This window comes from Nocardia sp. NPDC001965 (genome assembly GCF_053594175.1).
Window position 1 is genome coordinate 1 of record NZ_JBSFDZ010000063.1, and the last position, 19,552, is coordinate 19,552.

General features: G+C 66.7%; 21 protein-coding genes. 12 read left to right on the top strand and 9 right to left on the bottom strand.

Translation table 11 applies throughout. From position 1 onward, the window contains the following. Window positions 1-170: 170 nt before the first annotated feature. From ACWCPQ_RS33920 to ACWCPQ_RS33930, 3 genes are all read left to right on the top strand, one after another. Window positions 171-902, top strand: a complete 732-nt coding sequence (locus ACWCPQ_RS33920) for a lipid droplet-associated protein (protein ID WP_449906901.1) — start codon at window positions 171-173, stop codon at window positions 900-902. Between the two features lie 95 nt (window positions 903-997). Then, the gene (gene xseA / locus ACWCPQ_RS33925; RefSeq protein WP_449906959.1) at window positions 998-2,248 is read left to right on the top strand and encodes an exodeoxyribonuclease VII large subunit; all 1,251 of its coding nucleotides are present in this window, start codon (window positions 998-1,000) and stop codon (window positions 2,246-2,248) included. Window positions 2,249-2,250: 2 nt separating this feature from the next. Further along, complete coding sequence (locus ACWCPQ_RS33930; protein ID WP_449906904.1) at window positions 2,251-2,484, top strand: exodeoxyribonuclease VII small subunit; 234 nt, start codon at window positions 2,251-2,253, stop codon at window positions 2,482-2,484. A gap of 39 nt (window positions 2,485-2,523) precedes the next feature. On the opposite strand, the gene ACWCPQ_RS33935 is transcribed toward ACWCPQ_RS33930, so the two are convergent. Further along, complete coding sequence (locus ACWCPQ_RS33935) at window positions 2,524-3,093, bottom strand: DUF4245 domain-containing protein (protein ID WP_449906908.1); 570 nt, start codon at window positions 3,091-3,093, stop codon at window positions 2,524-2,526. 129 nt (window positions 3,094-3,222) lie between these two features. Here ACWCPQ_RS33935 and glpX point away from each other — a divergent pair, with 129 nt between their 5' ends. The 3 genes from glpX to ACWCPQ_RS33950 all read left to right on the top strand — a co-directional run bounded on the left by glpX (window position 3,223) and on the right by ACWCPQ_RS33950 (window position 6,213). Continuing rightward, entirely contained in the window at window positions 3,223-4,266 is a 1,044-nt protein-coding gene (gene glpX, locus ACWCPQ_RS33940; protein WP_449906911.1) for a class II fructose-bisphosphatase, read from the top strand. A 266-nt stretch (window positions 4,267-4,532) separates the two neighbouring features. Continuing rightward, window positions 4,533-5,150 (top strand): LGFP repeat-containing protein, encoded by a 618-nt coding sequence (locus ACWCPQ_RS33945; protein ID WP_449906914.1) that lies wholly within the window; start codon window positions 4,533-4,535, stop codon window positions 5,148-5,150. 205 nt (window positions 5,151-5,355) lie between these two features. Then, on the top strand, window positions 5,356-6,213 hold the full coding sequence (locus ACWCPQ_RS33950) for an acyl-ACP desaturase (RefSeq protein ID WP_449906917.1): 858 nt from the start codon (window positions 5,356-5,358) through the stop codon (window positions 6,211-6,213). Between the two features lie 105 nt (window positions 6,214-6,318). Here ACWCPQ_RS33950 and ACWCPQ_RS33955 read toward each other — a convergent pair whose 3' ends face one another. From ACWCPQ_RS33955 to ACWCPQ_RS33975, 5 genes are all read right to left on the bottom strand, one after another. Further along, on the bottom strand, window positions 6,319-7,719 hold the full coding sequence (locus tag ACWCPQ_RS33955; protein WP_449906920.1) for a class II fumarate hydratase: 1,401 nt from the start codon (window positions 7,717-7,719) through the stop codon (window positions 6,319-6,321). Between the two features lie 164 nt (window positions 7,720-7,883). Continuing rightward, complete coding sequence (locus tag ACWCPQ_RS33960) at window positions 7,884-8,630, bottom strand: ESX secretion-associated protein EspG (RefSeq protein ID WP_449906923.1); 747 nt, start codon at window positions 8,628-8,630, stop codon at window positions 7,884-7,886. Next, entirely contained in the window at window positions 8,627-9,811 is a 1,185-nt protein-coding gene (locus ACWCPQ_RS33965; RefSeq protein ID WP_449906925.1) for a hypothetical protein, read from the bottom strand. Before ACWCPQ_RS33965 ends, ACWCPQ_RS33960 begins: the two co-directional genes overlap by 4 nt. A gap of 164 nt (window positions 9,812-9,975) precedes the next feature. Beyond that, on the bottom strand, window positions 9,976-10,611 hold the full coding sequence (locus ACWCPQ_RS33970) for a DUF3558 domain-containing protein (protein WP_449906928.1): 636 nt from the start codon (window positions 10,609-10,611) through the stop codon (window positions 9,976-9,978). Next, on the bottom strand, window positions 10,608-10,976 hold the full coding sequence (locus tag ACWCPQ_RS33975) for a hypothetical protein (RefSeq protein WP_449906931.1): 369 nt from the start codon (window positions 10,974-10,976) through the stop codon (window positions 10,608-10,610). Before ACWCPQ_RS33975 ends, ACWCPQ_RS33970 begins: the two co-directional genes overlap by 4 nt. A gap of 625 nt (window positions 10,977-11,601) precedes the next feature. Here ACWCPQ_RS33975 and adh point away from each other — a divergent pair. The 3 genes from adh to ACWCPQ_RS33990 all read left to right on the top strand — a co-directional run bounded on the left by adh (window position 11,602) and on the right by ACWCPQ_RS33990 (window position 14,167). Continuing rightward, window positions 11,602-13,119, top strand: a complete 1,518-nt coding sequence (gene adh, locus ACWCPQ_RS33980; protein WP_449906934.1) for an aldehyde dehydrogenase — start codon at window positions 11,602-11,604, stop codon at window positions 13,117-13,119. Next, on the top strand, window positions 13,119-13,520 hold the full coding sequence (locus ACWCPQ_RS33985; protein ID WP_449906937.1) for a DUF779 domain-containing protein: 402 nt from the start codon (window positions 13,119-13,121) through the stop codon (window positions 13,518-13,520). The genes adh and ACWCPQ_RS33985 overlap by 1 nt, the downstream gene beginning before the upstream one ends. Window positions 13,521-13,681: 161 nt before the next feature. Further along, window positions 13,682-14,167, top strand: coding sequence for a VOC family protein (locus ACWCPQ_RS33990; protein ID WP_449906940.1), 486 nt, complete (start codon window positions 13,682-13,684; stop codon window positions 14,165-14,167). 26 nt (window positions 14,168-14,193) lie between these two features. Here ACWCPQ_RS33990 and ACWCPQ_RS33995 read toward each other — a convergent pair whose 3' ends face one another. Further along, the gene (locus ACWCPQ_RS33995; protein WP_449906942.1) at window positions 14,194-14,838 is read right to left on the bottom strand and encodes a TetR/AcrR family transcriptional regulator; all 645 of its coding nucleotides are present in this window, start codon (window positions 14,836-14,838) and stop codon (window positions 14,194-14,196) included. Window positions 14,839-14,926: 88 nt separating this feature from the next. Here ACWCPQ_RS33995 and ACWCPQ_RS34000 point away from each other — a divergent pair, with 88 nt between their 5' ends. After that, window positions 14,927-16,012, top strand: a complete 1,086-nt coding sequence (locus tag ACWCPQ_RS34000) for an epoxide hydrolase family protein (protein WP_449906945.1) — start codon at window positions 14,927-14,929, stop codon at window positions 16,010-16,012. Between the two features lie 84 nt (window positions 16,013-16,096). On the opposite strand, the gene ACWCPQ_RS34005 is transcribed toward ACWCPQ_RS34000, so the two are convergent. Continuing rightward, a complete protein-coding gene (locus ACWCPQ_RS34005) occupies window positions 16,097-16,369 on the bottom strand; it encodes a hypothetical protein (protein ID WP_449906948.1) in 273 nt (90 codons plus the stop codon). 111 nt (window positions 16,370-16,480) lie between these two features. Here ACWCPQ_RS34005 and ACWCPQ_RS34010 point away from each other — a divergent pair, with 111 nt between their 5' ends. Together ACWCPQ_RS34010 and ACWCPQ_RS34015 are read left to right on the top strand one after the other, a co-directional pair. Continuing rightward, window positions 16,481-16,864 (top strand): DUF488 domain-containing protein, encoded by a 384-nt coding sequence (locus ACWCPQ_RS34010; RefSeq protein ID WP_449906951.1) that lies wholly within the window; start codon window positions 16,481-16,483, stop codon window positions 16,862-16,864. Window positions 16,865-17,258: 394 nt separating this feature from the next. Beyond that, window positions 17,259-18,608: a PhoH family protein gene (locus tag ACWCPQ_RS34015; protein ID WP_449906954.1), complete on the top strand. Its 1,350-nt coding sequence runs from the start codon at window positions 17,259-17,261 to the stop codon at window positions 18,606-18,608. A 79-nt stretch (window positions 18,609-18,687) separates the two neighbouring features. On the opposite strand, the gene ACWCPQ_RS34020 is transcribed toward ACWCPQ_RS34015, so the two are convergent. Next, on the bottom strand, window positions 18,688-19,101 hold the full coding sequence (locus ACWCPQ_RS34020) for a limonene-1,2-epoxide hydrolase family protein (RefSeq protein ID WP_449906956.1): 414 nt from the start codon (window positions 19,099-19,101) through the stop codon (window positions 18,688-18,690). Window positions 19,102-19,552: the final 451 nt, after the last annotated feature.

The following is a 19,552-nucleotide window of genomic DNA, read 5'->3' on the forward strand; positions in this document are numbered from 1 at the left end:
GGCGGGGCCCGCCCCGGTTCTGGAGCGACGGAGCGGGGGAGCGAAGCGGAGGAGCGCAGGAGTGAAGAACCGGGGTCACGAGGGCCCCGCCCGCGACGCCGAAGGCGGCGCAAATGAACACAGCCCGCGCCCTCTTTTGCGGACCATGCTATATCGGGCAGGCTGTTGGTATGTTTCGACCACCGTTTCTGGCCCGCGTCGCCGCCGGAGCCGCCGTCTACGTTCTCGAGGAGACGCGACGGCTGCCTTCGACCGCGGCGAAATTGCCGTTGACCGCAGTGAGCCAACTACTGCAGACGGGTATGCACGTCCAGCAGTTCGTCACCAGTCTCGCGATCAAGGGTGATTCGGTTTTCGACCGGATCGTCAACCGCCCGGAGGAGCAGCCCGAATGGGCCACCTTCGACGAGGACGATGATTCGCCGGTCCGTGAGCCGGGCGCCACGGCCCACCGCCGGAACAGCGGTTTCGACCGGTTCGAGTCCGATCCGGTCGAGGTGGAACTGGCGCTGCAGGAGACCTTGGCCGGGTTGCGGGCGATCCAGAACAACGGCAGTGCGGTTCCCGCCGCGCGCACCTTCGACGCCGAGGCCACTTTCGATATCGGTGCGACCGTCGATGATGTGGCCGACGCCGCCCCGGTCGAGGGGCCCGGGTCCGCCGCGTCGGCGGATCCGGAACCTCTCGCCGAACCCGGTCCGGCCGATCCCGAGCCCGAACTTCCCGAGGTCGGTGCCCGTTACGACTACCCGAATATGACCCTCGCCCAGTTGCGCGGCCGGCTGCGCACGCTCACGGTCGCCGATCTGGTCGCTCTGCTCGACTACGAGCAGAGCACTCGCGACCGCGCGGCGTTCGTGACCATGCTGACCAACCGGATCGCCACCGTGCGAGCCCAGTGACCGAGGCCGATCCCGCGCCCGCGGTCGGCCGGACCGGTTCCGGCCGGCCCGGGCAAGCGGGGGCACCCGCCAATTCCGCCGAGCAGCCGTGGCCGGTGCGTTCGGTGTCGATGAAGGTCGCCCAGTGGATCGACCGGCTCGGCAGTATCTGGGTGGAGGGGCAGCTGACCCAGATCAATCTGCGGCCCGGTACCCGCACTGCTTTTCTCGTTCTGCGCGACCCGGCCGCCGATATGTCGCTGTCGGTGACCTGTGATCCCGCGCTGTTGCGTGGTTCCGCCGTTCCGCTGCAGGAGGGCAGCCGGGTGGTGGTGTACGGCAAACTCTCGTTCTTTCCCGGTCGCGGCAGCCTGTCGTTGCGGATCTCCGAGATCCGGCCGGTCGGGGTCGGTGAACTGCTGGCGCGGATCGAGCGGCTCAAGGCGTTGCTGGATGCGGAGGGCTTGTTCGATCCGCGGCTCAAACGCCCGGTCCCGTTTCTGCCGGGCACGGTCGGGCTGATCACCGGCCGGGGCAGTGCCGCGGAACACGATGTGCTGAGCGTGGCCCGGGACCGCTGGCCGGCCGTGCGTTTCGAGGTTCGTAATACAGCCGTGCAGGGGCCGTCCGCGGTTCCGCAGATCCTGGACGCCTTGGCCGCGCTGGATCGCGATCCGGCCGTCGAGGTGATCGTGCTGGCCCGTGGTGGCGGCAGCGTGGAGGATCTGCTCCCGTTTTCCGACGAGACGCTGTGCCGGGCCATTGTCGCCGCGACCACCCCGATCGTCAGCGCCATCGGGCACGAACCCGATTCCCCGGTGTCGGACCTGGTAGCCGATCTGCGGGCCGCCACGCCGACCGATGCCGCCAAAAGGGTCGTCCCCGATGCCGCCGCGGAGACGGCGACCGTGCGCGAACTGCGTTCCCGTTCGGCGGCGGCGCTGCGCGGCTGGGTCGAGCGGGAGACTGCCGCGTTGAAACAGCTGCGGTCGCGGCCGGTACTGGCCGATCCGTTGCGCGATCTCGGCCACCGGTACGAGGAGATCGAGCGTCTGCGCGGCGCGGCGCGCCGCAGCGCCGAGAGCCTGATCCGGGCGGAGTCGGTGACCGCCGGCCATCTGCGGCGGCAGCTGACGGCGGTCGGTCCGGCCGCGACGCTGGCCCGCGGTTACGCTGTCGTGCAGCGGGTGAACGGACCCGAACGGCATGTGGTGCGCGCGATCGGCGATGCCCCCGCCGGCAGCCAACTGCGTATCCGCGTCGGCGACGGCGCGATCTCCGCGGCCGCGCTCGGGACCACCCCGGTCGGCGAGCACGGCTCCCCCACCCGCCGGACCGCCGGCTCCGACGAAACCGAGAGGACCTGACCGTGTCCGACACCAGTGCCGAGGATCTGGCCGATATCGCGGGCCTCGGCTACGAACGTGCCCGGGACGAGTTGGCCAATGTGGTGAAGATGCTGGAGCAGGGCGGGATGGATCTCGACGACGCCCTCGCGTTGTGGGAGCGGGGTGAGGCGCTCGCGGACCGGTGCGAGGAGCATCTCGCCGGAGCGCGGCAGCGGATCGAGAAGGCGCTCGCCGACTCCGACGAGCGGAACTGACCGGCTGCTGTTCCGGCCGGGCCGAACGGCCCGCGGGGCCTAACCGGCCGGCAGCGGCCGGGCGGCTCCCACCGCCGTGGCCAGCGTCTGGAATGCCTCGAGATTACCGGCGCCGCGGATCAGTACCCGGCTCTCACCGAAATCCGCGACCCATGCGGGTTCGGCCCCCGGCTCTTCGTATACGACCCATTTCCGCCCGGCGATATCCCGGGTGCCCGAGGGGTAGCGGCCGGCGGCGATATGCCCGGCCAGCACCTGCTCGGTGGCCTCGCTCTGGTCGAGCTCCATATAGGTTCCCGCGCCGGTGACGTATCCGATGGTGCTCACCGTGCCGCCGCCGCGTTCGGTGATGGTGTCGCGACTACCGGAATTGGCCTGCCAGTTCGGCGGGAGCTCCGGTTCGCGGATCGGGAACGAGAGGTTTTGTGCGTCCGAGCGCAGCGCCGCGGGGGCGTCGAAGCTGGGAATCGTGCCCTGCGTCGGCCCGCTCGCGGAGAAACTGCACTGACTGGTCAGTCCGGCGAACACCACGGCGATCAGCACCAACGGGATCAGCGACCAGACCAGATCCCGGTAGTCGTTCATGATGCGTGGCTTCTTGTTCGGCACGGTCCCAGTATCCATCGTGGTAGGAGCGAGGCCCCGCCGCCCCCGGTACTGCCGTACCAGGTGATCACCGGCAGGTATTCCGGCGATGCGACAATTACGGCAAGTTACACAACCTAGGAGGCACCCGCTATGACGGCATCTTCGACCGCTTCGAGCCGCCGCGAGGCACCCGATCGCAACCTCGCGCTCGAACTCGTCCGCGTCACCGAGGCCGGTGCCATGGCGGCGGGCCGCTGGGTGGGCAAAGGCGACAAAGAAGGTGGTGACGGGGCGGCCGTCGATGCCATGCGGCAGCTGGTCAGCTCCGTATCCATGAGCGGCATCGTGGTGATCGGCGAGGGCGAGAAGGACGAAGCGCCCATGCTGTACAACGGTGAGAACGTGGGTGACGGCACCGGCCCCGAGGTGGATTTCGCGGTCGATCCGATCGACGGCACCACCTTGATGTCGAAGGGTTCGCCGGGTGCGATCTCGGTGCTCGCGGTCGCCGAGCGCGGCGCCATGTTCGACCCGTCGGCCGTGTTCTACATGGAGAAGATCGCGGTCGGACCCGATGCCGCCGATGTCATCGATATCTCACTGCCGATCCGCGAGAACATCCGCCGGGTGGCGAAGGCCAAGAAGGCCTCGGTCTCCGATATCACTGTCTGTGTCCTGGATCGGCCCCGGCACGGCGAACTGATCCAGCAGATCCGCGACGCCGGCGCTCGCATCCGGCTGATCTCCGACGGTGACGTGGCCGGCGCCATCGCCGCCGCGCGACCCGATTCGGGCACCGATGTCCTCGTCGGCATCGGCGGCACTCCCGAGGGCATCATCGCCGCCGCTGCGATGCGCTGTATGGGCGGTGCGTTACAGGGCAAACTCGCCCCCAAGGACGACGAGGAGCGGCAGAAGGCGATCGACGCGGGCCATGATCTGGACCGGGTACTGAGCACCGAAGATCTGGTGGCCGGGGAGAACGTCTTCTTCTGTGCCACCGGCGTCACCGACGGTGATCTGCTGCGCGGCGTGCGCTACTACGGCGGCGGCGCGTCCACCCATTCGATCGTGATGCGGTCGAAATCGGGCACCGTGCGCATGATCGACGCCTATCACCGCCTCACCAAACTGCGCGAGTACTCGTCGGTCGACTTCCACGGCGACGAGCACGCCGCTCCGCCGCTGCCCTGATCTCCGCACGAGGTCCGGGGCATCGCACCCGGGCCTCGTGCCGGGGCTGCGTCGACCACGATAGCCATCCGCCACCGCCGTGCCGCAGCAAATATCCGGCATCCGACCATATCCTCGATTATTGCGGGTAATATCCGCGTGGCCACCGAACTGGCAGCGTCACGGAGCTTGCGCTGGGTAGCCGTTGCGTTGCCGAATTCTCCGCCGGAGTGATGACCACCAGCACACGTCCGTCCATCACGCCGGCCTGTCGCGAGAGGATGGACATGCACCACTTCGCTCGACGTTCGGCCGGATTCACCATGGCACTCGCCGCCGCGGGCCTGCTCGTCACCGGCTGCGGTGACGACGACACCTCGGTGTCGGATACAGTCGGCTCCCTGACCTCGGCGGTCATGCCGGGCAACGGCACCAACGGACCGTCCGCCTCCCCCGGCGCCCAGGGTTCGCCCACCGAGACGACGGGCGCCGAGGGTTCGGCCACACCCGACGAGGACCCCAACGCCGATGCGGGGGAAACCACCGTACAGACCCCGGACGGTAAGGAAGTCACCGTGAAGGGCAGCATCTATCAGAAGTACACCGATGCGGGCGGCCCGACCGGCACGCTCGGTATGCCGGAGGGTGCGGAGCAGGTCGCCGGGGACGGCGGCCGCTACCAGAACTTCGTCGGCGGCACCATCTTCTTCAGCGAGGACACCGGCGCCCATATCGTCTGGGGCGATATCCGCGAAGCCTGGGAGGCCAACGGCGGAGCCGACGGCAAGCTCGGCTTCCCGACCTCCGACGAGGAGACCACCCCCGAGGGTAAAGAGAGCCAGTTCGAGGGCGGCACCATCACCTGGAACTCCTCGGACCGCTCCACCACGGTCACCGAGAACTGATAAGCCACAGTATGGGGCGTCCGCTACGGCGGGCGCCCCATCGCTTTGCGGCGGCTCCGCACCGCAGGTTCCGGAATCCGTGTTCACATCCGGCGAGCGCCGCGGATTGTGCGCAGTCCCTGCCCGGGAACGCGCGATCGCCTGGATAACCCAACCCGACCCCGGGACTCTCACCAATCTTCGTGCGACCCGCTACCGTGTGTGCGTGCAGAAACTGTTGACCGACCGCGACCTGCTGGAATCACTCGCGGTAGAGGTGGAACTGACCATGCGGCGCCATACCGATATCGCCGATGAATGGCAGCCGCACGACTTCGTCCCGTGGGACGACGGCCGCAACTTCGCGTTCCTCGGCGGCTCGGATTGGGACCCCGCCCAGTCCGAACTCAGCGATACCGCCCGGCTGGCGCTCACCGTGAGCGTGCTGATCGCCGACAATCTGCCCGCGTACCACCGGGAAGTCGGCAAATACCTGCGCACCGGTGCATGGTGGCGCTGGGTCGGCCGCTGGACCGCCGAGGAGGCCCGGCACTCCATCGTGATCCGCAACTACCTGATGGTCACCCGGGCCTGCGACCCGGTGGAGCTGGAACGGCTACGGATGGGCCATATGACCGACGGATTCCGGCGCGAAGCGCTGCATCTGCTGGATGTACTGGCCGCCTGCGCGTTCGAGGAGACGGCCTCGGCCATTCGCCACCGCAATACGGCGGCGATCGGCGAGAACCCGCTGATCACGGCGATCAGCGACCGGATCGCGAAGGACGACGAGATGCAGGCCGCCGTTTTCGCCGATCTCGTCGCCGCCGGGTTCGCCGAAGCCCCGGACCAGACCATGCGGGCCATCGCCGACCAGGTCGCCGCGTTCCGGGTCCCGTCGCTCGCCCTGCCCGACGGGCGCAGTAGCGACGAGGCGCTGGCCGATGCCGGTATCTACGATCCGGCGAAGCAGGACGAACTGGTTTTCGCGCCGCTGCTGCGGCGCTGGGATGTGTTCGGCCGGACCGATCTCGGTGAGGCCGGCGAAGCGGCTCGCGAGGAGCTCGCGCGGTTCCGGTCCTGAATCCGTTTCGGAGTGCGACGCGATCGCCGATCCGCGGTCGCGTCGCACTCACCTGCCGGGCGGCGGCAGCGCCGTCCCGCTGCCTGTGAGACGGCGCTGCCCGCTTCAGTCGTTGTCGATATTCGTCATGGACAGAACATCGAGGCGGCGATCGAGTTCGTCTTCGCTGAGCTGCTCGCCGATCAGCCCGCGATCGATCACCGTCTGCCGGATCGTCTTCTGCTCGCGCAGCGCCTGTTTGGCCACCGCCGCCGCTTCCTCGTAGCCGATCGCGGAATTCAGCGGGGTCACGATCGACGGGGAGGATTCGGCCAGCGTACGGAGACGTTCGACATTCGCGGTCAACCCGTGCACGCACCGGTCGGCGAACAACCGCGATACCGCCGCCAGCAGCCGGATCGACTCGAGCACATTGCGGGCCATCACCGGGATGTAGACGTTCAGTTCGAAATGCCCACCCGCCCCGGCGAACGCGACCGCCGCATCGTTCCCGATCACCTGGGCCGCCACCTGGGTAACCGCCTCCGGCAGTACCGGATTCACCTTCCCCGGCATGATCGAACTGCCGGGCTGCAGGTCGGGAAGCTGTAGTTCGCCGAGGCCGGTCAGCGGCCCCGACCCCATCCAGCGGATATCGTTGGCGATCTTGGTCAAACTCACCGCGACAGTTCGCAGCGCCCCGGAGACCTCCACCAATCCGTCGCGCGCCGCCTGCGCCTCGAAATGGTCCTCGGCCTCGGTCAGTGCGTCGATCCCGGTGGTCCGCACCAGCTCCGCCACCACCTTCTCGCCGAACCCGGCAGGCGCATTCAGGCCGGTCCCGACCGCGGTGCCGCCTATCGGCAGTTCACCCAGCCGCGGCAGCGTCGCCAGCAGCCGCTCCATACCCGCCGCGATCTGCCGCGTGTAGCCACCGAATTCCTGACCGAGCGTCACCGGTACGGCGTCCATCAGATGAGTGCGTCCCGATTTCACCACGGTGCGCCATTCGGTGGCCTTGTCCAGCAGTGCCAGCCGCAGATGTTCGAGCGCCGGCAGCAGATCCTTGATCACGGCCTCGGTGGCGGCCAGATGCGTCGCGGTCGGAAAGGTGTCGTTCGACGACTGCGACATGTTCACGTGATCGTTCGGATGCACCGTGACGCCGTGACCGGCCGCGATGGACGCGATCACCTCGTTGGCGTTCATATTCGAGCTGGTCCCCGATCCGGTCTGGAAGACGTCGATCGGGAACTGGTCGTCGTGGCGTCCTTCGGCGATCTCACCGGCGGCCGCGACGATCGCCGCAGCCCGCTCCTGATCGAGCAGTCCGAGGTCGCGGTTGACGACCGCGCAGGCCCCCTTCAACAGCCCGAGCGCCCGGATCTGCGCCCGCTCCAGCCCGCGCCCGCTGATCGGGAAGTTCTCCACCGCCCGCTGAGTCTGGGCACGCCACAACGCGTCCACCGGTACCCGAACCTCGCCCATGGTGTCGTGCTCGATGCGGTACTGCTTCTCCTCGCTCATGATTCCGACCCTATGCCGCTTCCGGGCGATGTCGGCGTGCCACGCGTGAGGTCTGGGTCACCGGTCCACCCACCGTCGAGACCACCCGACGGTGGGCCCCACCGCCACCGGGCGCGTCGGCCGCTGCGCGGTCGAACCCCGCACCGGCCCTCACGATCACCGGCTCATCGACTCGGCTCCCGGTCGTCGACACCGGACCGAGCAGCACGGGTGGAAACGAGCCGGTCGAGTTCACGGCGCAACTCCGCGTGCGAGATCGGGTCGATATGGAAGTCCTGGAAACGATGGCGATAGATGTAGCGCCCGTCGTCCACCACATCGAACCAGCTCAGATAGCGAGGCGGCGGCGGATCGGGATCCCACAACCGGTGACGCGCCTCCAGGAACCCGGAACCCGCGCGCGGCGCCTTCAGCAGCCGGCGCATCCGGTCGGCCGGCTGAGGCCTGCCGCCGTTCCAGACCTCATAGGTGTCACGCAGCCGATCGATACTCTCCACCAGCGGAGGCCGAGTACCCATGGGCAGTTCACCGAGTATCTGCAGGAAGATCCTGGGGACGATCTCGGGCGAACCGGACTGGATCACGAACTTCCCGTCGAAATCCGTGGAAGTTCCCGGAAACTGCACGATCGTGACAGCCGTATTCCCGGCGAACCCACCGTAGGCGCGGATCCGGTGACGCCGGCTACCGGAGAGCGTGAGGGTGTGCTCGGGATCGGCGGCGATCCGTAGCGCCCCGCTCAGATCCGGGTCACCGCCGCGTGGATAGGTGGTCGCGATCCGTGCCACCAACCGCTGGAACTCGTCCTCCCAGCGCACCGACGACCGCACCTCCAACGGATACGGATACCGGTCCCGACCCGTCTCCTGCCAGATATGCATGAACTCGTCCGGCGCGAACTCCCATTTCACCGCCGGTCCCCACGATCGTCCGCAGGTTGCGCGGCGGGCGCATCCGCACCGAGAACCCCACCCAGAACGACGGCTCGCGGTCCGAACAGCTCTTCCTCACGATCCTGGATCAGATAATCGGGGGTCTTGTGCTCGCCATCATCCTCACCACCACGTTTTCCCGCCCCCGGCGCCATCATGCCCGGCATCCCCGACATGCCTCGAGTGGCGCCCGCGGCGGTCGAAGCAACGGCGGAGCCTGCCGTGGGAGCGCCGGGGCTTCCGGGCGCGCCCGGCACCGTCTTACCCGGCGTCTGATTCTGCGGTGCGCCGCCGGGCATCCCGGCGGGAAAACCGGACGGCGAGCCGGTGGTCGTGGTCGACGGGGTCGTACGCTGCGGGTCACCGACCGGGGCTCCGGTTGTGGTGCTGCTCGGCTGCTGAGTGGTCGGGCTGTCGTCGGTACCGGCGGACGTGGTCTGCGAATCCTCCTCGCTACCTGTGGTTTCCGTGTCTTCGCCCGGAGTCTCGTTCTCACCGGGTGTTTCGGCACCGGAAGTGTCCCCGGAGGGGTTGGAAGACGTCGTATCGCTGCTGCCGTCGGGGCCGGCGGTCGAAGTCCCGCCCGGAACAGGAGAATCCGTTCCGTCGCCGGGTGCCTGGACCGGGACAAATGTCGGGACCCCATCGCCCGCGGGTTGATATGTGGGTTTGTATGACAGGTTCATGGCCTCGACCGCGACCAGCCGCTGCTCTTCCTTGAAGCGATCCAGCGCAGCGGCAGCGGCGGGGTCGGTGGCACCGACGACCGTCTGGGCGATCTGAGCGGGATCGACCACAGTGGTGGAAATCGCCGGGTCCGCAGACCCTATCTGAACAGGCACAGGCGGAACCGACTTCTTCACTACTTCGGCGCCGTAGGCCGCCGCCTTGATCCTAAACGCGACAGAGCGGATTACTTCCTGCACATCCGTCGCCTGATCGTAGAACTTCCGCGCGGCTTGATCGGCAGCGTCGGCGAACTGCCCGCCCATTCCATCGGAGAGTTCTCGTTGGATCGCCAGATGGGCGCCGAACAAGCCGCCACTCAAAGCAATTGCCGCTGCGTCGTAGACGTCGGCGACAGCATGCATCAGGCCGGGAGCCATCTCCTCGACCTTCGCACAGATCTCCTCATGTGACAGTCCCTCGAATTGCTCCATCGAGGTGATGTACGAAGGGTCTCGACCTCCGTGCGAAACCTGAGCCCCGAAGTGCTCCGCGCCTGATTGGCTCTGCTGTCCCGCCGCTCGGTCATACACGGCAGACGGAGCGATACCGAGCCCGGGACCCAACGCAGAGGGTGGTTGCTGCTCCCCACTCACGGTCAGTTACCCACGCCGATGGAAGGTTCGAGAGTCTCAGCGATGTGCAGGGCGCCAGCGCACCGGTCCAGTCCGGCCTCTGAGCCTTCGAAAGTTCTCGATGTACTGAAGATCACGAAGCCGACCTCGGTCCGGACGTGGATATCGCATGTCTTCACCAAGCGCGGATCACGAACCCACATCGCTTCCCGGCCATTTATGTTCAACGACTCACTGATTGCGCCGTTCTTGGTCAGATCCTCTTGCCAGCTCGCATTCCCGGAATCGATCTGCAGATCCCAGTTCAGGCCGTCGAAATCGCAAGTCAGAAACGTGAATTCCGTAATCACATCCCGACCACGACGGCGGCTTGCCGGGTCCAGGCCTGCGCGCACCACAGCATCGTCGCTGATCCACGTACACGGATCGAACACAACCATCGCACGTCCTTCATCGGTGTACTCGCCCTGCTGCGACGGCGGCTGCAAATTCGGCGCGGTGAGAGTCGGGCGCGATGCCGAGTTTTCCGAAGTGCTCGGCGAGTCCGCTGGCGCGGGGTTTGCCGCAGTGGGGCTTTCGCGCTCCTCCGCGCATCCAGCGCTCAGCATAAGCAGCGCGCAAACACCTGTTGCAGTCACCCATTTCGACAGTGCCGTCATTGCTGGACCTCTCCTGCCGCATCAATCGCGCGCCTGTTCATCTCATCCGCCTCTTCGAACGCACCCCCGGCCTGAAGAAAGGCCGCAGCCATTCGCAATGCGGCCTCTTTCAGTCCGGAAAGCGCTTGAATCATGAGGACGTGCTTGTCCTGAAAGCCTTTTTGAAGCTGCGCAGACGAGCCGAATCCGCCGAATCCCTCCAGGCGATAAATGCGCGTTACCTCGCTGATCTGCTGGTCTACACATGTATCGACCAAACGTTTGTACACCGCCGCACACCGCTCCGCGGCCCCCCGCTCCATCCGGAATGTCCCCGCCACAGCCTGCTGATACAGCGTGTTCGCGGTCCCCTGCCCCACATCCATACCGCTCGGCCCACCCTTCCGTAAACTTCACTCACCATACTGGACGCGACCGCCCCCACCTCGGTTCCGTCGAACCCGGAGAACCGCCGCACCGCAGTCCGACTCACCATCCGAGTTCGTCCGGCACGGCCGCGCGACCGCTCGTTCCTGTTGACCTTGAGGTAGCCGTGGGAGGCCGCCGGTGCGGCCGGGCACCGACCCCGCGAGCGCCCGCTCCAGGGTCCGCGGATGTCGGGCTCGGTTACCGGAGACAACCTCCGCGCCGGATACCGCACCGCAGGCTCGGGCCCGTTCTCGATAGGTTCTCGGCATGGCCGGAGTGGCCGACCCGGCCCTACCCGCTTCCGCGCCGAGCGGATCCCGACCACCATTCACCCCCGTCAACGCCGGTTTTCCCGGATGTCACGGCCCGTACCTGCCACGATCCGGCCGTCCAGGAAATCGATCCCACGATTCACCGCGAACGCCGGGTGCCACCCCGCCGAAAGCGGCATAGTGAGGTACATCACGCTTTATCCGGCGTGCGTTCAGCGCCCGAGTCGACCGAGGAGTTCGTCATGATGCGATGCCTCCGCCTTCGCTTCGGCCTCCGCGCACCGCATGAATCCACTTCGAGGAGTAGCTCATGACCTACGCCAAGCCCGGTGCCGACGGCAGCATCGTCAGCTATGCCGCCCGATACGACAATTTCATCGGTGGCGAGTGGACCGCCCCTGTCGAAGGCAAATACTTCGACAATCCGTCACCGGTCGATGGCGAAACATTTTGCGAGGTGGCGCGTTCCACCGCCCCCGATGTGGAGCTGGCTCTCGATGCCGCGCATGCGGCCGCCGACGGCTGGGGTGCTACGTCCACCACCGAACGCGCCAATATCCTGAACAAGATCGCGGATCGGATCGAGGAGAATCTCGAAGCGCTCGCGGTCGCCGAGACCTGGGAGAACGGGAAACCCGTCCGTGAGACGAAGGCGGCGGATCTGCCGCTGGCCGTGGACCATTTCCGGTATTTCGCCGGGGCGATCCGCGCCCAGGAGGGCGGGATCAGCGAAATCGATGGCGATACCATCGCCTACCACTTCCATGAACCGCTCGGTGTGGTCGGTCAGATCATTCCGTGGAATTTCCCCATTCTCATGGCCACTTGGAAATTGGCGCCCGCGCTGGCGGCCGGTAACGCGGTGGTGCTGAAACCGGCCGAGCAGACACCGGCGTCGATCATGAAGGTGGTGGAGTTGATCGCCGATCTGCTGCCGCCGGGCGTCCTCAATGTGGTGAACGGGTTCGGGGTGGAGACCGGTAAACCGCTGGCCTCGAGCCCGCGGGTGGCGAAGGTGGCCTTCACCGGGGAAACCACCACGGGTCGGTTGATCATGCAGTACGCGAGCGAGAACATCATTCCGGTCACCTTGGAACTGGGTGGAAAGAGCCCGAACATCTTCCTGCCCGATGTGATGGCCGCCGATGACGATTTCCTGGACAAGGCCGTCGAGGGGTTCGTGATGTTCGCGCTGAACCAGGGCGAGGTCTGTACCTGTCCCTCCCGGGCGCTCGTGCATTCGTCGATCTACGACGAGTTCATGGCTCGCTGTGTCGAGCGCACGAAGGCGATCGTCAGCGGGGACCCGCTCGACGACGCGACCATGATCGGGGCACAGGCCAGTAACGACCAGTTCGAGAAGATCATGTCGTATATCGATATCGGCAGAAAAGAGGGTGCCGAGGTGTTGACCGGCGGCGCTTCGCGCTCGGTGGACGGCTACCCGAACGGCTTCTATGTGGAGCCGACCATCTTCAAGGGCAGCAACGATATGCGGATCTTCCAGGAGGAGATCTTCGGTCCGGTGGTCTCGGTCGCCACCTTCGACTCCACCGAGGAGGCATTGAAGATCGCCAACGACACCCTCTACGGTCTCGGTGCAGGTGTATGGACCCGCGACGGCAACACCGCCTACCGGCTCGGTCGCGGGATCAAGGCGGGCCGGGTGTGGACGAACTGCTATCACGCCTACCCGGCGCATGCGGCGTTCGGCGGTTACAAGAAGTCGGGTATCGGCCGTGAGAACCACGCGCAGATGCTGGATCACTACCAGCAGACCAAGAACCTGCTGGTGAGTTATTCACCGCAGAAGCTCGGCTTCTTCTGATGCCGGACCCGAACCGGGTGGAGCTCACCGGTGCCGCCGCCGATCTGCTGCACGAGTTGATCGAGCGACACGGCCCGGTGATGTTCCATCAGTCCGGTGGCTGTTGCGACGGCAGTGCGCCCATGTGCTATCCGCGCGGCGAATTCCGGGTGGGCGGACAGGATGTGCTGCTCGGCGAGGTCGATGCGGATACGCCGTTCTGGATGAGTGCGGATCAGTACGAGTACTGGAAACACACCCATCTGACGGTGGACGTGGTGCCCGGGCGCGGGAGCGGGTTCTCGCTGGAGGCACCGGAAGGTGTCCGGTTCCTGATCCGTTCCCGGCTGCTCACCGACGAGGAGTTCCTCCGCCTCGAGGCCGGCCCGCCACCGCGGACGGGGGCCGAGATCTCCGAGTGAACGGCCGCCGGGCCCGGATCGCGATCCGTCCGGGTCCGGCGGGTCGGGCCGGCTGCGCCGGGCCGGTGCCGCAGTATCGATCGAATCCGGCGGAGCCGATCAGTTCGCGTCGGAGGGTCCGTCGTCAGTGCATACCGCCCGTTTCGCCGAGGAGGATCGCCATGCAGAAGATCGTCACCAATCTCTGGTACGACACCCAGGCCGAGGAAGCCGCCGAGTTCTACTGCTCCCTGTTCCCGGACGGCAAGATCACCGCGGTTCAGCGCTATACCGAGGCGGGTATGCGCGAGGCGGGAACGGTGATGCTGGTCGACTTCGAACTCGCCGGCCAGCAGTTCACGGCGATCAACGGCGGCGGCGACTACCACTACACCCACGCGATGTCGCTGCTGGTCAACTGCGACGACCAGGCCGAGGTGGACCGGTTGTGGGAAGCGTTGCTCGCCGACGGGGGCGAGGAGGTCCAGTGCGGCTGGCTCAACGACAGATACGGTGTGCCGTGGCAGATCTGGCCGAGCCAGGCCAATGAACTGCTCGCAGGCGACGATCCCGCCGCGGTGGACCGGGCGCTCTCGGCCATGTACCGGATGAAGAAGATCGACCTGCGGGTGATGCGGGACGCCTACGCGGGCAGGCCGGCCGGCTGACCCGGTCACGGCGCGGCGGGTGCGGTTCAGGCGCGTTTCCAGCGCCACGCGAACTCCCCCGGGCGCGGTGGCGGGCCCGGCAGGTCCCCGTCGGTGGCCATGCCGTCGATCAGGACGGCGAGGACCCGGCGTCGCAGTTGTCCGGCGCGTTCCTTGTCGGGCATGGAGATGGCCGCACACGATTCCAGGATCAGGCCGATGTCCTGCGGTGTCAGATCTGCCCGCAGCCGCCCCGTCTCGTGCGCCCTGCGCACCAGCTCCGCGGTGGCCGCGTCGGCGTGCTCGACATCGGGCAGCATTTCCGGATCGGGGGTGAAGGTGCCCGCCAGGTGGACCGTCAGCGAATGCACATCGGCGTCCACGACCCGCTCCAGGAACCCCACCAGCGCCTGCCAGCCGTCCGGCTCGGCCAGTGCGGCATCGGCCTCCGCGTTGTAGCGACGCAGCCCGTCGTGGCAGAGCGTGCGCAGCAGCGTCTCTTTGCTCGGATAGCGGCGGTAGAGCGCGCTGATCCCGACTCCGGCCCGTTCGGCCACGGCGGCGATCGGCGCCTTCGGTTCGGCGAGGAACACCTCACGCGCCGCCTCCAGGACGAGACTGTCGTTACGTGCGGCCTGGGCTCTGCGGCCGGACAGCGGCTTCTGAGCAGGCGTTTCGGCTGATTTCGGCATGCCGCAACTCTAGCACTTGAAACGGAATGTTCCGTTCTGCTAATCTTCAAACAGAACAAAACATTCCGTTCCAGAGATAGGATCAGATATGGCCGCCATCCAGCCCTTCCGCGTCGAGGTCCCGCAGGCCGATATCGACGATCTGCACAACCGCCTCCGGCGCACCCGCTGGGCGGATCAGATCCCGGGTTCCGGTGACGAGTACGGCGTGAGTGTCGACCGGGTACGCGGACTGGCGGACCGGTGGCTGCAGCTCGATTGGCGGAAACTGGAAGAGCGGCTCAACACCCACCCCCAGTTCGTCACCGAGATCGACGGGCAGCGAATCCACTTTCTGCACGTCCACGCGCAGCAGGGCACCGGCTTCCCGCTCGTCCTGACCCACGGCTGGCCCGGAACCTTCGTCGAGTTCCTGGAGCTGATCGACCCGCTGAGCGCCGCGGGTTTCGATCTGGTGATCCCGTCGGTACCCGGTTACGGCTTCTCCGGCCCCACGACCGAGCAGGGCTGGAACGATCAGCGGATCGCCCGGGCCTGGGCCGAGCTGATGAACCGGTTGGGCTATGAGCGTTACGGTGCGGTGGGTAACGACGGCGGCTCGTCCATCTCGGTGGAACTGGGCCGGATCGCACCCGATCGCGTGGTGGGTATGCATGTGGCACAGGTGTATTCGTTCCCATCCGGCGATCCTTCCGAAATGGCGGATCTGGACGCCGACGAGCAGCGGTCGCTGGAGACCCTGAACTGGTTCGTCGAGAACAAGATGGGATTCAATGTGCTGCAGTCACAGCAGCCGCAGACCCTCGCGCACGCGCTGGCGGATTCACCGTCGGGACTGCTCGGCTGGAACAGTCAGTTGCTCGGGCCGGACCTGGACGACGAGTTCGTGCTCACCAATATCGCCGTGCACTGGTTCACCGGCACCGCGGGTTCGGCCATCCGACACTATTTCGAGAAGAGCAAGGCGGCCACCCCCGGCGAACCGTCGACGGTGCCGCTGGCACTGTGCGGTTCCACGGGCGATTTCCACGGTATCCGGCGATTCGCCGAACGCGACCACAACATCGTGTCGTGGCGGACGCACGAGGTGCACAGCCACTACCTGCATCATGTGGCGGCGGATCTCATGGCGACCGAGATCACGGAGTTCTTCGGCGCCCACCGGGGCGAATGAGCGGCCCCGGCGACGGGTGGTGATCACGCGATGATCGCCACCCGCCGGGCCCGGCCCGCACGACCTCTCCGTGCTTCGGACCGATCAGGAATGCTCGTTCAGGTATTCCAGATAGAACCCGCGCAGGGCCTCGGCGAGTTCGCCCTCACCGGCGTGGGCGTAGTCGTCGAGCATCGGCACCACCCATTTGATATCGGCTTCGCTCTCCCCCGTCCGGCCCGCCGTGGCCTCCGCGGCCGGGATGCGGGTCAGCAGGTCCCAGAGGAAGCGGATATCACCGTGCCGCACCGCGAGCTTGACCGCGCGGTCGTGCAGCTCCTTCGACGAGAGCTTGTCCAACTCCTCGTTCTCGGTCATACCGCCGACTCTAATCCCGGTACCGGCATCCGGGCCCGTTTCGGCGCGGGTTGCCGCGACCACCCCGCGTGGCACACCCACTTCGGCCGGGCACCGTGCTGCGATGACCGGATGACCGACGAAACCTCGACCCCACCGACCGGCTTCCGGGTCAAACGTGTGTACGAGGCCCCCGAGCCGGGCGACGGATACCGGGTCCTCGTCGATCGCCTGTGGCCGCGCGGGCTGGCCAAGACGGTGGCACAGATCGACGAATGGGCCAAGGAGATCACCCCGTCCGACGACCTGCGCCGCTGGTTCCACGAGGCCCCCGCCCACCGCCGCGCCGAGTTCACCGAGCGCTATCGCGCCGAGCTCGATGCCCCCGCGGCCCGCGAGATCCTGGACCGGCTACGGCACCGTGCCGCCACCGACCCGCCGATCACCCTGGTCACCGCGGTCAAAGAGCCGGTTCACAGTCATGTTCCGGTGCTCATGGAGCAGCTGCACGATTGAGGCGGCCCGCGACGGAGGCGAACCCGGAGCGAACACACCGTCGAAACAGCGGAACAGGACGAATTGGACCCATACCCGATCCGAATCGGTCGACGGTCACCAATACCCACCCTGACCTGCGCGAAACTGCTGAAACCGAGGTGCGTTCACAGCGAATTCATCAAAGCCTCCCGCATTTCTCCGAGCGCTCAGGGGTGGTGAGGAGGTAGCTTCGGAGTGGCGGGTCGCACGTTGCGGCTCGCTCGGGAGGTCCTGACCGTGGCTGAGAAACTCAGTACGAGGGGGCCGGCACCCGGTCCTCGTGGCCGCTGACGCACTGCGTCGACAGCCATCCGGACCTACCGGCCCAGCGAGACTGTCTGTGTGGGTGCCGCGCAGACCATAGGAGCCTACCGTGACTGATAATCGCTCCGTATCCGCCCCATCGGCGAATTCTCGCTTCATTCAGAAAGGTTTGAAAACCTTCGTCATCGACACCTCGGTGCTGCTGTCGGACCCCTGGGCAGTGACCCGGTTCGGCGAACATCATGTGGTGTTACCGCTGGTCGTGATCAGCGAACTCGAAGGTAAACGGCACCACCACGAACTCGGCTGGTTCGCCCGTGAAGCCCTGCGCATGCTCGACGATCTACGAGTGGCCCACGGACGGCTCGACGAGCCGCTGCCGATAGGCACCGAGGGCGGCACGTTGCAGGTGGAACTGAACCACACCGACCCCTCGGTGTTACCGGTCGGTTTCCGCACCGAGAGCAACGATTCCCGCATCCTGGCCTGCGCGCTGAACTTCGCGGCCGAAGGATGCCAGGTGGTGCTGGTGTCCAAGGACATCCCGATGCGGGTGAAGGCCAGCGCGGTAGGTCTGACGGCGGAGGGATATCACGCACAGGACGTGGTGACCTCCGGCTGGACGGGCATGGTCGAAATCGATACCGCCTCCGAAGTCGTCGACCGGCTCTACAGCGAATCGGTCGTCGATCTCGACGAGGCCCGGGAACTGCCCTGCCACACCGGAATCCGGCTGCTGGGGAGCAGCTCCAGCGCTCTCGGCCGGGTGACCCCGGACAAACGGGTACAGCTGGTCCGGGAACGGGAGGCGTTCGGTCTGCACGGCCGGTCCGCGGAACAGCGGGTCGCACTCGACCTGCTGCTCGACGAGAGCGTCGGCATCGTCTCGCTGGGCGGCCGGGCCGGGACCGGCAAATCGGCGCTGGCGCTCACCGCCGGCCTGGAAGCGGTGCTGGAGAAGCGCACTCAGCGCAAGGTCGTCGTGTTCCGGCCGCTGTACGCGGTGGGCGGGCAGGAACTCGGTTACCTGCCCGGCACCGAGAACGAGAAGATGGGCCCGTGGGCCCAGGCCGTCTTCGATACGCTGGACGGCCTGGCCAGCCGCGAAGTGATGGAGGAGGTCCTCAGCCGCGGCATGCTGGAAGTGCTTCCGCTGACCCATATCCGAGGCCGATCACTGCACGATTCGTTCGTGATCGTCGACGAAGCCCAGTCACTGGAACGCAATGTCCTGCTGACGGTACTGAGCCGGCTCGGCGGCGGCTCCCGGGTCGTCCTCACCCACGATGTCGCCCAGCGCGACAATCTCCGGGTCGGCCGGCACGACGGTGTGGCCGCAGTGATCGAAAAGCTCAAGGGGCATCCCTTGTTCGCACATATCACGCTGACCCGCAGTGAGCGCTCGCCGATCGCCGCACTGGTCACCGAGATGCTGGAGGAGTACGGGCCCAACGCCTAGGGTCCAGCGCACGACCCGGCCGTTCGGGAGCGTTTCGCAGCGCTCCCGAACGGCTTGCGCAATACAGCAGTGTGGCGGGTCAGCGGCCGAAGAGCGCCTTCACCACCCCGACCGCGGTGCCGCGCAAGAAGTTCTCCCAGCTGAAATGGTCGTGCCACAGCACGATTCGGCCGTCGCGCAGTTCGAACGTCCCCATCACCCAGAACGAGATGTTCACCGGCCCCAACCGCAGTACATCGGTGCGATCGGTCAGCACCACCGATCCCTCGGCGGCGATATGGTGCATCTCCGCCGAGAAGCCGAACTGCTCCCGGTCCAGACCGCGCAACAACTTGCCGACCCGGCGTGACCCGCGCACATCCGGCAGCGAAGTGTTCTTCCAGACGATCTCGGGATGCACGAGCTCCAGCGCCTCGTCCAGCGCGCCGATCTCCATCGCGGTGAAGAATTCCCGGACCGTGGTGACCGCGTCCTGATTCAGATCGGTATCCATCATCCGAGCCTAGAGCCGAGGCCGGACGAGGACCAGAGCGCTCGAGGGATCCCCCTGATCACAGGGACCCGCTCCGCGACCTGAGACGTAGACGGCTCGTGAAGGAGAATGGCCGAGACGAGCCACCTTGCGGAACAGAAGTCAAGGGGCCGCGAACGGCCACAAACGGAATCCTGACCGGCCACGAGCCGATCGTTACCTCACCCAGCGGTGTCCGAGCGGTAACCACGAGCCCGCCCCCTCGGACACAGCCCGGCCGAGGACGAGCGGCCCGAGCCGACCCGCGCAACACCTGCCTGCCGACCCCGAGCCGGCATCCACACACCCACCCGAGATGTCGAATGCCGCCTCGACCCGCCTGAGTCGAGTTTTGCGAGACACCTCAAAGGGTCGAGGCCCGTCTCGCCGTTCAGGCCTCGAGACTCGAGCCTTCGGCTCATGCGCTTTCGAG

Bases quoted from the DNA above. Each gene is read 5' to 3' on its own strand.
- ACWCPQ_RS33920 (WP_449906901.1), top strand. From the start codon at position 171: ATGTTTCGACCACCGTTTCTGGCCCGCGTCGCCGCCGGAGCCGCCGTC.
- glpX (WP_449906911.1), top strand. From the start codon at position 3,223: ATGACGGCATCTTCGACCGCTTCGAGCCGCCGCGAGGCACCCGATCGC.
- ACWCPQ_RS33945 (WP_449906914.1), top strand. From the start codon at position 4,533: ATGCACCACTTCGCTCGACGTTCGGCCGGATTCACCATGGCACTCGCC.
- ACWCPQ_RS33955 (WP_449906920.1), bottom strand. From the start codon at position 7,719: ATGAGCGAGGAGAAGCAGTACCGCATCGAGCACGACACCATGGGCGAG.
- ACWCPQ_RS33965 (WP_449906925.1), bottom strand. From the start codon at position 9,811: ATGGAGCAATTCGAGGGACTGTCACATGAGGAGATCTGTGCGAAGGTC.
- ACWCPQ_RS33970 (WP_449906928.1), bottom strand. From the start codon at position 10,611: ATGACGGCACTGTCGAAATGGGTGACTGCAACAGGTGTTTGCGCGCTG.
- ACWCPQ_RS33975 (WP_449906931.1), bottom strand. From the start codon at position 10,976: ATGGATGTGGGGCAGGGGACCGCGAACACGCTGTATCAGCAGGCTGTG.
- adh (WP_449906934.1), top strand. From the start codon at position 11,602: ATGACCTACGCCAAGCCCGGTGCCGACGGCAGCATCGTCAGCTATGCC.
- ACWCPQ_RS33985 (WP_449906937.1), top strand. From the start codon at position 13,119: ATGCCGGACCCGAACCGGGTGGAGCTCACCGGTGCCGCCGCCGATCTG.
- ACWCPQ_RS33990 (WP_449906940.1), top strand. From the start codon at position 13,682: ATGCAGAAGATCGTCACCAATCTCTGGTACGACACCCAGGCCGAGGAA.
- ACWCPQ_RS33995 (WP_449906942.1), bottom strand. From the start codon at position 14,838: ATGCCGAAATCAGCCGAAACGCCTGCTCAGAAGCCGCTGTCCGGCCGC.
- ACWCPQ_RS34000 (WP_449906945.1), top strand. From the start codon at position 14,927: ATGGCCGCCATCCAGCCCTTCCGCGTCGAGGTCCCGCAGGCCGATATC.
- ACWCPQ_RS34005 (WP_449906948.1), bottom strand. From the start codon at position 16,369: ATGACCGAGAACGAGGAGTTGGACAAGCTCTCGTCGAAGGAGCTGCAC.
- ACWCPQ_RS34010 (WP_449906951.1), top strand. From the start codon at position 16,481: ATGACCGACGAAACCTCGACCCCACCGACCGGCTTCCGGGTCAAACGT.
- ACWCPQ_RS34020 (WP_449906956.1), bottom strand. From the start codon at position 19,101: ATGGATACCGATCTGAATCAGGACGCGGTCACCACGGTCCGGGAATTC.